The following is a 12,078-nucleotide window of genomic DNA, read 5'->3' as shown; positions in this document are numbered from 1 at the left end:
ACCCCGTAACACTGCCGGACCGGCGTAGGCGCCGCCTGCCATTTTCGGGGGAAACATCCATGAAATTCTCGGTGCTCGGCGCGCTTGCCGCCGCGCTTCTCGGCTCGACCGTCGCGGCCTCCGCCGATCCGGTGTTCAACCGGGTCGCTTCCTTCCCGGTCAACACCAACCTGCCGGCCGGCACGGACGGCAAGACCGAAACCTCGGCCGAGATCATCGCCGCGACCGCCGACGGGATGATGCTCGTCTATTCCGACAGCCCGCTGGGCGGCGTCGGCTTTATCGACATCACGGATGCGGCAGCGCCGAAGCCGGCCGGTTTCGTCGGCCTCGACGGCGAGCCGACCTCGGTAGCGGTGCTGGGCGGACAGGTCTTCGCCGGCGTCAACACCTCGAAGAGCTACACCGCGCCGTCCGGCCGGCTGGTGACGATCGACATTGCCACACGCAAGGTCGGGGCGTCCTGCGATCTGGGCGGCCAGCCCGACTCCGTCGCCCTGTCGCCCTCCGGCGACCTCGTTGCCGTCGCCATCGAGAACGAGCGCGACGAGGACCTGAACGACGGCGCGCTGCCGCAGATGCCGGCGGGCTTCCTGGTGCTGCTGCCGGTGACGGACGGGCTGCCCGACTGCGCCAATGCCCGCAAGGTCGACCTGACGGGCCTGGCTGCCATCGCCCCGGAGGATCCGGAGCCGGAGTTCGTCGACATCAACGCGGCCAACGAGGTCGCGGTGACGCTGCAGGAAAACAACCACATCGTCATCGTCGACGGGGCCAGCGGCGAAATCCTCTCGCATTTCTCCGCAGGGACCGTCGATCTGGAGAATGTCGACGTCGAGGAAGAGGGCGCGCTGACCTTCGACGGCACGCTGACTGGCGTTGCCCGAGAGCCGGATGCGGTGAAGTGGCTGGACGGCGAGCGGCTGGTGATCGCCAACGAGGGCGACTACGAGGGCGGCTCGCGCGGCTTCACAATTCTATCCAAGTCCGGCGAGGTGCTCCACGAGAGCGGTCTCGACTTCGAGTACCGCGTCGCAATGGCCGGCCACTATCCGGAGAAGCGTTCGGGCAACAAGGGCGCCGAACCCGAAGGGCTGGAGGTCGACCGCTTCGGCGAGGAGACGCTGATCTTCGTGCTGTCCGAGCGCGGCTCGGCCATCGGCGTCTATCGCGATACGGGCGCGGCGCCGGACTTCGTCCAGCTGCTGCCGACCGGCGTTGCGCCGGAAGGGGCGGTCGCCATTCCGGGACGCAACCTCTTCGCCGTCTCCAACGAGGCGGATCTCGTCGAGGAGACGGGCCTGCGCTCGCATGTGACGCTCTATGAGCGGGCGGAAGGGGTTGCCGCCTATCCGATGATCGTGTCGCGGATGGATGACGCGGGGCGGCCGATCGGCTTCGGCGCCCTGTCGGGCCTTGCCGCCGACCCGAGCGAGCCGGGCATTCTCTATGCGGTGAACGACAGCGCCTACGCCATGCAGCCGACGATCTTCCGCATCGATGCAAGCGCCCATCCCGCCCGCATCACCGATGCGATCCGCGTGACGCGGGCCGGCCAGCCGGCGCAGCTGCTCGATCTGGAAGGCATCGTCGCCGACGGCAAGGGCGGGTTCTGGCTCGCCTCGGAAGGGCGCTCCGACAAGCTGGTGCCGCATGCGCTCTACCGCGTCGACGGCAAGGGCGAGATCAAGGCGCAGGTCGCCTTCCCGCCTGAGCTGCTGGCGGGGGAGACCCGCTTCGGCGCCGAAGGCGTGACGCTGATCGGCGACACGCTGTGGATCGCGATCCAGCGCCCGTGGAAGGACGACCCGAAGGACACGGTGAAGCTGGTTTCCTACAACACCGCCACGAAGGAATGGGGCGCGGTGCGCTATCCGCTGGAGCGGGCGGAGACGGGCTGGGTCGGCCTGTCGGAGATCGCGCTCCACGGCGAGCACGTCTACCTCATCGAGCGGGACAACCAGATCGGCGACAATGCCCGGCTGAAGAAGCTCTACCGCGTGCCGGTCTCCGCGCTGGTGCCGGCCCCGCTCGGCGGCGAACTGCCGCTGGTTGCCAAGGAAGAGGTGCGCGACTTCATCCCGGACCTGAAGGCGACCGGCGGCTATGTGGTCGACAAGATCGAGGGCTTCACGGTCGATGCCTCGGGCACCGGCTATGCGGTCACCGACAATGACGGCGTCGACGACAGCAACGGCGAGACGCTGTTCTTCTCAACCGGCAAGATGTGACACGGCACAGGCCTGCCGCCGTCGCCCGAAAAGGCGGCGGCGGGAGCGCTCAGCGGTTGCCGATCATGGGTGCCGGTCTGATGGTGTGGCCGGTCAGGCCTGGCGGCGGAAGACCATCATCGTGAAGAGGCCGAGCGGGCCGAGGCGCTCTTCCTGGACCAGCTCCATCGAGGTGTTGTCGAGCACCGTCTCGCGGCGGAACAGCGGGTCCCAGCCGAGGGTCGAGGCGAAGCGGGCAAGGCCGCGCTCGATCAGCGCCAGCAGGCCTTTGTCGGCGGCGAAATGGTTGACGATGATCACCGTGCCGCCGGGCTTCACCACCCGCTCCAGCTCCTTGAGCACGGCGGAGGGATCGGGCACCACGGTCATCACATACATGACGGTGGCGATGTCGAAGCGGGCCTCGTCGAAATCCATCTCGGAGGCGTCCATCGCCCGAAGGGTGGCGACGTTCTTCAGCTTCTTGCGGCGCACGCGCTCCCGCGCGCGCTCCAGCATCGGCTTCGACAGGTCGATGCCGGTAACGGTCAGGTTCTCCCCGTACAGCGGCAGGGACAGGCCCGTGCCGACGCCGACTTCCACCAGCTCGCCGCTCAGCCGGTTGGCCTCGCGCGCGGCGGCGCGCTGGCCGAAGACCAGCGGCGCGGTGAACACCCAGTCATAGACCGGCGCCCAGCGGGCATAGGCGCTTTCCACCGAGCCGGTGGACAGGCCGGCGACGCGGGCAAGGCCCAGGCGCTTGGCGACCCGTTCGGCAAGGCGACGCAGGCGGCTGACAGGGAAGAACTCGACACTCATTACAGGGATACCGCTGTGGCGGGCTCGGCGCGCGGGGCGGCGAGGCCGGAATTGACGGGAATGGTACGTTCGATCCAGCCCCCGCCGAGAACGCGGGCGCCATCGCCGTCGTCGTCGAAGAAGACGCAGGCCTGGCCCGGCGCCACGCCGGTCTCGCCGTCGACGAGATCGATCACCGCCCGGCCCTCGACGAGGCGCAGAACGGCAGGCTTGGGCGGACGGGTGGAGCGAACCTTGGCGTGCAGCTCGATGCCTTCCGGCGGGATGTCGGAAAGGCTTCCGGGGCCGATCCAGTTGACCTCGCGCAGCACGATCTCGCGGGTGCCGAGCGCCTCGCGCGGGCCGACGACGACGCGCCGCCCCTCGGCATCCAGGCGCACCACATAGAGCGGCTCGCCGGTGGCGATGCCGATGCCGCGGCGCTGGCCGATCGTGTAGTGGATGATGCCCTGGTGGCTGCCGAGCACCCGGCCGTCGACATGGACGATCTCGCCCGGCTCGGCGGCATTGGGCTTCAGCCGCTCGATGACGTCGGCATAGCGGCCCTGCGGCACGAAGCAGATGTCCTGGCTGTCCTGCTTCTCGGCGACGGTGAGGCCGAACTCGCGGGCGAGCTCGCGCGTCTGCGGCTTGGTCAGCCCGCCGAGCGGGAAGCGCAGGAAGTCGAGCTGCTCCTGGGTGGTGGCAAAGAGGAAGTAGCTCTGGTCGCGGTCGAGATCGACCGGGCGGAACATCGCGCGGTGACCGTCGAGGAGGCGGGAGCGGACGTAATGGCCGGTGGCCAGCACGTCGGCGCCGAGCGTGCGCGCGGTCTCCAGCAGGTCGGAGAACTTGACCGTCTGGTTGCAGGCGACGCAGGGGATCGGCGTCTCGCCGGCGATGTAGCTCTCGGCGAAGCGTTCGATCACCTTCTCGCGGAACCGGTCCTCGTAATCGAGCACGTAATGCGGGATGCCGAGGCGCTCGGCGACGCGGCGGGCGTCCTGGATGTCCTGGCCGGCACAGCAGGCACCGGCACGGTGCACCGCCTCGCCATGGTCGTAGAGCTGCAGCGTGACGCCGATGACGTCGTAGCCCTCGCGCTGCATCAGCCCGGCGACGACCGAGGAATCGACGCCGCCGGACATGGCAACGACGACGCGGGTGTCCTCCGGTCGCTTCGGGATGTCGAGACTGTTGAGCATGAATGTCACCTTGCGGTCCTGTCGGAATGCGGGCCGGCGGCCGCTGCGCGGCGGCTTCGGGGCTCTGCGCGGACGGTGCTGGAGGACGCGCGTGAGGTCACTGTATCTGGCGGCCCGCTTCTGTTACCCGCGACTATAGCGGATCACCCGGTCAATGGGAAAGGGGACGCCGACGCGCGACAGGGCGCTTTTCACCCATTGGGCCCGGCAAAGCTTGCCATACCCGGCAAACTTTACCCGGCATGTGAGGCGCATGCGGCGATTCCGCAAGAGGTCGTTCACCGAAAAAGCGAGCATTTCCGCGCGTTTTTCGATCTGGCCCGGCATTTGCTCTCCTTCCTTGCGAAAGATGGCGCGAGGCAGACATTCCGATGCCCGTGCCGAGAGTGTGGCGGAGAAACGCGTGAACCTCGCAGGCCATATCCCGATGATCGCGACAGGCGTCATGGCGGCTGCCCGTACCGGCCTTGCCGGTGGCGGCGACAGCCCGGCCGGTGCGTCCGGCGCCATGTCGGCATTCGCGGCCCTGCTGGGCGCGGTGCCCGGCGGCGCGGCAGCGCAGGGAACCGTGCAGGCGGCGGGCACGGCGGTCGCCGGCATCGCCAACGGCTTCGCGCGCCTTGCCTCTGGCTCGGTGCCGGTTTCGGCCGGGCGGGAGATCCAGGCCGCGACCGCGACCCGGGTCGAGCTCGGCGAGACGGGCAGCGCCCTGCCGCTGGACTTTCTGCAAGGCCTGATGGCCGGAACGGGCCGGGACCTGCCGGCCGAGCTTGCCGCAGGCGGCGAGGTGACTTTCCCGCTCGTGATCGGCGAGACCGCACCTGGCGACATCGGTGCGGGCGATCCCGAGGGCGGCCAGATCGAAGCGGGGGCGGGCGATAGCGATCCGGCCGCGGTCGGTCGGGGCAAGGTCGACGGCGCCACCGGGATCGCCGGCATTCTCTCTGGACTGATCGCGCAGAACGGCAAGGCGGCAGAGGTGCTGCCGACGACGCCGGCCGGCGCCAGGCAGGACGCATCGGCCGCCGTTATTGGTGCGGTGACGGCGCCTTCGCCGGAGGGCGAGACGGCTGGCGGAACGTCTGTGCCGGGGAGCGTGGCCGTGATCGGGCTTGCGGGCGAGGCCGCCGGTGAGGCGGACAATGCTGCCGCGATCTCGCTGGCTACGAAAGCTGCCGGCGCTGCCAGCGATCTGGAGCGCGCCGCCGGAACCGGCAACAAGGCCGGCGAGGGCGAGGCTGCGGGTACGATCACCACGGGCGGCGGGACGACAGCCGGGACCGGGGCCGAGGCCGTGGCGACGACCAGCGAAGGCGAGGGCGATGCCGCTGCGGAAGCGCTGAGGCTGGCCATGGCCGCCAAGCGCGGCGGCGAGACGATCGCCACCAGCGCGCCGACGCCGCAGCCGGTTGCCGGTCAGCAGACGGCGGGCGAAACAACGACGGCGCGCGAGACGCAGGCCGGGCCGGCAACGATTGCGGCCGGCCTTGCCGCCGGCACGGATGGAGATGCGGAAGGCGAGACGGCGGCAGCTCCGCAGCCCGGCGCCGCAACGACGGGCAGCAGTGGCGCCGCCGAGGTTGCTGCTTCGGTGCAGGCCGGCAAGGATCAGGCGACAGGCCGCACAGGCCAGGTGACGGCGAGCCAGGTGCAGGCGGATGTGGCCCGGATGAGGCGCGAGCAGGCCCTGGCCCAGGCTTCGCCGGTACGGGCATCCGCACCGGCAGTGCCGAGCGCATCGGCAGTGGCCGCCGAGGTCGCCGTTGCATCTGCGCCGGCAGCTTCTCCGCAGGTCGCAGTCACGGCGTCGACGGCGGCAGGTGCCGCCGGTCAAGCCGCGGCCGAGGCGACGGTTTCCGCCGCGACCAATGACCAGTCTTCGGCCGGCGCGGCGAGCGCCCGGCAGGCCGGCGAGCAGGCCAAGCCGGAAGGCGTCACCATCAGCGTCAGCGAGGCGGCGGCACGGGCAGCGGGCGCAGCTGTTGCCGCCCGCGCGGCGGTGAGCGGCGGCGCGGACCAGAATAACGGGATGCCGGCTGATGCGAAGGCGTCGGTAACGGTCGACAACGGCGATGCCGCCGGCGCTGCAAAGGCCGAGACATCCGCAACGCGGCCGCAGACAGCTGCAGCCCAGGCGCAGATGCCGGCCGTGGAAGCTGCCGCAGCTGCGGCGCTGCCGCGCGGGACGGCTTCGGCCGAGGCGCGCAACATGGCGATCGGCGAGGCGGAGAGCCTTGCGGCGGCCGACCTCAGCGCCAGCCTTTCGGATGGCGGCGATGGCGACGGCGACACGCCGGTGCCGGGCGCCAAGCCGCAGGCCCAGACAACGCAGGGCACCGCCGCCGCCGACATGCAGCGGCCGGGCGTGAGCGCTGCCGCGCTCGCCTTCGCCGCGGCCATGTCCGACCGGCCGGGCGATACCGCCGGCAACGAAGCGTCGCTGGACGGCAGCTTCGATGGACGCATAGAGATCGGCCGCGCCGAGGCGCAGGCCCATGTTTCAACCGCCGCCTTGCGCGGATCGACGGCGGCGCTGCCACAGAATGTGGCAGTGGCAAGCGCTCATCTGGCGGCGGAAGTCGCCAGGTTTGCCCAGAAGGGGCAAACGCGCTTCCAGATCCGTATGGACCCGCCGGAACTCGGCCGGGTGGACGTTGAACTGAAAGTCTCGCGCGACGGCACGGTGAAGGCACACCTTTCCGTGGAGCGGAGCGAGACGCTGGACATGTTCCTGCGCGACCAGCGCGGGCTGGAACGGGCACTCGATGCCGCCGGCCTCAAGCTGGAGAGCGGAGGACTGGAAATGTCGCTGAAAAACCAGAATGGTTTCGCCGGGTTCGACCAGGGCGAGGGCGGTCAAGGCCGCTTCGCCTCGGGAGAAGGTGGCGGCCTCCAGAAGGAGGACGGCGACACGCTGCCGAGTGCGGCAGCGCGGGCTTATGTCAGCGGCGCGAGCGGCGCCCTCGACATACAGATCTGAAAACGCTCGAACGGTGGCGCCGCAGTTTAGCAGGCGGGCGGCGACAGGAGTGACACGAGATGGCGACGAGCGGCATTAGCGGAAACGGCACCAGCGGCGGGGCGACGACAACGTCCTCCTCGCTGGCGGCGCTGTCGAACAATTACGAGCTGTTCCTGTCGATCCTGACGACGCAGATCCAGAACCAGGATCCGCTCAACCCGATGGACTCGTCCAAATATACCGAGCAGCTGGTGCAGTATTCCTCGGTCGAGCAGCAGATCAAGACCAACGATCAGCTGGGCGACCTGCTGTCGGTGATGGCCGCCACGACCGCCTCCGGCTATGTCAGCTACCTGGGCACGCACGTTACCGCCGCCGGCAACACCACCAGCCTGAAGGACGGCGAGGCGGAGTGGACCTACGACACGCCGGAATCGGGCAAGGCGCGCGTGGAAGTGCGCAACAATCTCGGTGCGGTGGTGTTTTCCGAGGACGCGGAACTGTCCTACGGGCGCAATACCTACAGCTGGGACGGGCGCACGACGGCCGGATCGACGGCACCTGAAGGCGAATACACCATCTCCATCGCTCGCTATGACGCCAACAACCGGCCGACCGTGCCGGTGGCGACCGAAATTTCCGGCACCGTCGACGGGATCGAGTTCACCTCGTCCGGCGCCGTGCTGAAGATCGGCGGCGTTTACGTGTCCGCCGGCGCGGTGCTTTCGGTCAACCGGGACTGAGCCGAGTTTTCCCCTCACCGATTCTTTCTCGCCCGATTCCGGGCCGGCAGCAGATGCCGGTCCGGCGATTCCTTGCCCGTCGAAATCTTGCGAAGGGCTGAGAAATTTTCGTCGGCGTTCCTTTCCTCCCATTTTGCGACTTGGGCCTTTTGGGCACGGAGGCAGGGTTTCCCTCGGCTTACGACATGTCTTGCCGGTGTCGAGTCGTTCAAATTCTTACCGAATTGTTGCTTCTCGCTTAGGTAATTTTTAAAGGCAAACCGTTACATTCATAGTCAACGTGGTCATGTTGAGTGTGAGTGTACAATGACCGACCGAGCGAGTGCGCGTGTCAAATATGTAATCGGCCCAGACGGTTCGCCGTTGACGATTGCCGATCTTCCGCCGGCGACAACCCGGCGCTGGGTGATCCGGCGAAAGGCCGAAGTGGTGGCTGCTGTCCGTGGCGGATTGCTGTCCCTCGACGAGGCCTGCAAGCGGTATACGCTGACCGTCGAGGAATTCCTGTCCTGGCAGAGTTCGATCGACCGTCACGGCCTTGCCGGACTGCGCGCGACGCGCGTCCAGCAATACCGGAACTGACCGGACCCGGCCGGCTCGCTTCCCCGCAACGGCCCGTCCCGCAGATCAAGTACGAAGACATCTCCAGAAGGCTGGCCGCTGTGCCGGCCTTTTGACGTTTGCGGGGGAGGCACAGCGGCGGCCGTCTTGTTGGGGAGTGCACCTCATACGCCCTCGGCTCTCCGGTCCCGGGTCGCGCTTGCGCTTGCCCGGGATGACGAAAGAGGGGGCGGTGGGAGACGGCTGGCGCTCTGGGAACCAATAGGCCCCGGGTCGCGCTGCGCTTGCCCGGGGTGACGGCCGAGGGGATGCGGGCGGGTGCGTCATTCTCAGGCCGTCATCCCGGCATTCCGTCGCTTTCGGCTCTCTTCCCGGCCGCGCCCTACTCTCCGACGTCATCCCGGCCGCAGGCGAAGCCGGAGAGCCGGGAACCATTGGTGCCCTCAGCCGGCGTGTGGCGGGAGGCCTCTGCGTGGCGTCATCCCGGACGAGGCCGAAGGCCGAAGATCCGGGATCGGGGAGGCACCGTGGTCGTGGCATGGTTCCGAAGCGCACCTCATACGCCCTCGGCTCTCCGGTCCCGGCGCGCGCTTCGCTTGGCCGGGGTGACGGCCGAGGGGGCGGTGCCGCGACTCATTACGCTTGGCGAAAGGTTAACGGAACCCGGTCGATTTTGCCGGTTGCCTATCGCATTTCGCGACGATAACCGATGGAAATCCCGAGATATTTACCCTTTCCTAACGCGCGTTAACCACTCGTTTACCATCTGGCGGGCAAAAATTGCCTACCGGCCATCCGGGGTGGCTTTTTTCCATCCCCTCATCCCCAGAAGCTGCCCTGGGTGGCCCGGTCTCGCCAAAGGGTTTCCGCGACAGCATCGACGGGTGGGCACGTGAACGGACTTGCGGATCTTGTGAAAGCACTCGGCCCGGCGCGCCTGGGCGCCATGGGCGCCGTGGCGGCGATCCTGGTGGGCGTCTTCGCCTTCATCATGCTGCGTGTGACCACGCCGCAGATGACGCCGCTCTATACGGACCTGACGTTCGAGGATTCCTCGGCGATCATTTCCCAGCTCGACAGCCTGGCGGTGCCCTACCAGATCCAGAACGAGGGGGCGACGCTGCTGGTGCCGGAGGCCGACGTGTTCCGCACCCGCATGCGGCTGGCGGAGCAGGGCCTGCCGCTCGGCGGCTCGGTCGGCTACGAGATCTTCGACAAGGCCGACACGCTGGGCTCCACCAGCTTCGTCCAGAACATCAACCGCACGCGGGCACTCGAAGGCGAGCTGGTCCGCACGATCCGTTCCATCGGCCGCATCAAGTCGGCCCGCGTCCACCTCGTGCTGCCCGAGCGCCGCCTGTTCCAGCGCGACTCGCAGCCGCCGTCGGCCTCCATCGTGCTGTCGGTGCGCGGCGACCTGGAGCCGGGCCAGATCCGTGCGATCCAGCACCTGGTGGCAACTGCGGTCGAAGGGCTGCAGCCGAATTTCGTGTCCATCGTCGACGAGACCGGCCGGCTGCTGGCCAGCGGCGCGGGCGACGAGGGCGAAGGCTTCCTCGCCTCCTCGCTGCAGGAGCGCACCCAGTCGATGGAGGCGCGGCTGCGCAACCAGATCGAGGAGATCCTGAACTCAGTGGTCGGCGTCGGCCGCTCGCGGGTCCGGGTGGCGCTCGAACTCGACCACACGCGCATTTCCGAGACCCAGGAGACCTTCGATCCGGAAGGCCAGGTGGTCCGCTCGACCCAGTCGCGGGAGGAGAACTCCTCGACGCAAGGCCGGCAGGGCGGCGTGACCGCGGGCAACCAGGTGCCGGGTGCCGACCAGCAGACGGGCGAGGGCGGCGACCGCGACCTCTCCAACCAGTCCGAGGAAATCGTCAACTACGAGATCTCCAAGTCGGTGAAGACCGAGGTGGTGGAAGCAGGCGGCATCCGCCGGCTGTCCGTCGCGGTGCTGGTGGACGGCGTCTATGCGCCGGATGCCAATGGCGACATGGTCTACACCCCGCGCACCGACGAGGAACTGACGCGCATCCAGACCCTGGTGCAGTCGGCGGTCGGCTTCGACGACCGGCGCGGCGACAAGGTCGAGGTGGTCAACCTGCGCTTCGCACAGGCGCCGAACATGCTGGCGGGCGAGGAAGATGCCGGGCTGTTCGAGTTCACCCGCGCCGACCTGATGCGCTTCGTCGAGCTGGGCGTGCTGTTCCTGATCGCCCTGCTGCTGACGCTCTTTGCGGTGCGTCCGCTGGTCAAGCGGATCCTGGCCAAGGAGGAAGAGGCCGCTCCCGTGCTGCTGGGCGCCGACGGCCAGCCGCTGGAGCCGGCGCTGCTCGCCGATCATTCGGCGGGCGCCGGCGAGGACGAGGGCGACGGCACGCCGCGCATCGAATGGCTGGAAGAGGCTCAGGCGCAGGGCGCCGTGCAGGTCGCAACCATCGCCAAGGTGGGCGCCCTCATCGACGAGTATCCGAACGAGGCAGTGGGGATCATCCGCGGCTGGATGAATGAGGCAGCATGAGTATCGCAGGCAGCATCCAGGCCGGCCCTGGCACCCATCTGACGATCAGCGCGACCGAGAAGGAGCGCGATCTGCGCGGCGTCGAGCGCGTCGCCGTGCTGCTGCTGGCGCTCGGCGAAAAGCACGGCCGGCGCATCTGGGAGCAGCTGGACGAGATGGAGGTGCGCGAGGTCTCCGCCGCGATGTCGCGGTTGGGTCCGGTGACGCCGAACATGCTCGACGAGCTGTTCGTCGACTTCGTGCGCAAGATCTCCAGCAACGGCGCGCTGAACGGCAATGTCGACGTGACCGAGCGGCTGCTGTCGAGCTTCCTGCCGCGCGACCGGGTGTCGCTGATCATGGAAGAGATCCGCGGGCCGGCGGGCCGCAACATGTGGGAGAAGCTCTCCAACGTGCAGGAGAACGTTCTCGCCAACTACCTGAAGAACGAATACCCGCAGACCGTCGCCGTGGTGCTGTCGAAGATCGACCCCGACCATGCCGCCAAGGTCCTCGGCATCCTGCCGGAGGAACTGGCGCTGGAGGTGATCTCGCGCATGCTGAAGATGGAAGCGATCCAGAAGGAAGTGCTGGAGAAGGTCGAGCAGACGCTGCGCGTCGAGTTCATGTCGAACCTGACCAACACCTCGCGGCGCGACAGCCACGAGATGATGGCCGAGATCTTCAACAACTTCGACCGCCAGACCGAGGCCCGCTTCCTGGCCGCGCTGGAGGAAGAAAACCGCGACTCGGCCGAACGCATCAAGACGCTGATGTTCACCTTCGACGACCTGATGAAGCTGGATGCCGGCAGCTGCCAGACCCTGCTTCGCAACGTGGAGAAGGATCGCCTGGCCATCGCACTCAAGGGCGCCTCGGAATCGGTGCGCGAGTTCTTCTTCTCCAACATGTCGTCGCGCGCCGCGAAGATGCTGCAGGACGACATGGAAGCGCTGGGGCCGATCCGCCTGCGCGATGTCGACGAGGCTCAGTCGGGCATGGTCGCAACGGCCAAGGATCTCGCCGCGAAGGGGGAGCTGATGCTCTCCAAGAGCAAGGGCGACGACGAGATCATCTACTGAGTGGCCTGAGCAATGGC

The 12,078-nt window shown here is 68.1% G+C and carries 9 protein-coding genes; 6 read left to right on the top strand and 3 right to left on the bottom strand.

Annotation, left to right across the window (positions count from 1 at the left end; genetic code table 11):
* Positions 1-59: 59 nt before the first annotated feature.
* The gene (locus ACVJ6E_RS12740; protein ID WP_120266974.1) at positions 60-2,231 is read left to right on the top strand and encodes an esterase-like activity of phytase family protein; all 2,172 of its coding nucleotides are present in this window, start codon (positions 60-62) and stop codon (positions 2,229-2,231) included.
* A 93-nt stretch (positions 2,232-2,324) separates the two neighbouring features.
* On the opposite strand, the gene ACVJ6E_RS12735 is transcribed toward ACVJ6E_RS12740, so the two are convergent.
* The 3 genes from ACVJ6E_RS12735 to ACVJ6E_RS12725 all read right to left on the bottom strand — a co-directional run bounded on the left by ACVJ6E_RS12735 (position 2,325) and on the right by ACVJ6E_RS12725 (position 4,540).
* Entirely contained in the window at positions 2,325-3,029 is a 705-nt protein-coding gene (locus ACVJ6E_RS12735; RefSeq protein ID WP_208996589.1) for a class I SAM-dependent methyltransferase, read from the bottom strand.
* On the bottom strand, positions 3,029-4,213 hold the full coding sequence (gene mnmA / locus ACVJ6E_RS12730) for a tRNA 2-thiouridine(34) synthase MnmA (RefSeq protein ID WP_120266975.1): 1,185 nt from the start codon (positions 4,211-4,213) through the stop codon (positions 3,029-3,031). The genes ACVJ6E_RS12735 and mnmA overlap by 1 nt, the downstream gene beginning before the upstream one ends.
* 123 nt (positions 4,214-4,336) lie before the next feature.
* Positions 4,337-4,540 carry a hypothetical protein gene (locus tag ACVJ6E_RS12725; RefSeq protein WP_158592598.1) on the bottom strand — a complete coding sequence of 68 codons (204 nt, stop codon included), beginning with the start codon at positions 4,538-4,540 and terminating at the stop codon, positions 4,337-4,339.
* A gap of 76 nt (positions 4,541-4,616) precedes the next feature.
* Here ACVJ6E_RS12725 and ACVJ6E_RS12720 point away from each other — a divergent pair, with 76 nt between their 5' ends.
* From ACVJ6E_RS12720 to fliG, 5 genes are all read left to right on the top strand, one after another.
* A complete protein-coding gene (locus ACVJ6E_RS12720; RefSeq protein ID WP_158592599.1) occupies positions 4,617-7,193 on the top strand; it encodes a flagellar hook-length control protein FliK in 2,577 nt (858 codons plus the stop codon).
* A gap of 59 nt (positions 7,194-7,252) precedes the next feature.
* The gene (locus ACVJ6E_RS12715; RefSeq protein WP_120266977.1) at positions 7,253-7,918 is read left to right on the top strand and encodes a flagellar hook assembly protein FlgD; all 666 of its coding nucleotides are present in this window, start codon (positions 7,253-7,255) and stop codon (positions 7,916-7,918) included.
* A gap of 306 nt (positions 7,919-8,224) precedes the next feature.
* Positions 8,225-8,500 carry a CtrA inhibitor SciP gene (sciP, locus tag ACVJ6E_RS12710; protein WP_067217848.1) on the top strand — a complete coding sequence of 92 codons (276 nt, stop codon included), beginning with the start codon at positions 8,225-8,227 and terminating at the stop codon, positions 8,498-8,500.
* A gap of 871 nt (positions 8,501-9,371) precedes the next feature.
* Complete coding sequence (gene fliF, locus ACVJ6E_RS12705) at positions 9,372-11,000, top strand: flagellar basal-body MS-ring/collar protein FliF (protein ID WP_120266978.1); 1,629 nt, start codon at positions 9,372-9,374, stop codon at positions 10,998-11,000.
* Positions 10,997-12,061, top strand: a complete 1,065-nt coding sequence (gene fliG, locus ACVJ6E_RS12700) for a flagellar motor switch protein FliG (RefSeq protein ID WP_120266979.1) — start codon at positions 10,997-10,999, stop codon at positions 12,059-12,061. The genes fliF and fliG overlap by 4 nt, the downstream gene beginning before the upstream one ends.
* Positions 12,062-12,078: the final 17 nt, after the last annotated feature.

The sequence above is a fragment of the Stappia sp. G46H5W genome (genome assembly GCF_058448995.1).
The sequence above is the reverse complement of the archived record's forward strand: the minus strand, read 5'-3'. Positions and strand labels throughout refer to the sequence as shown.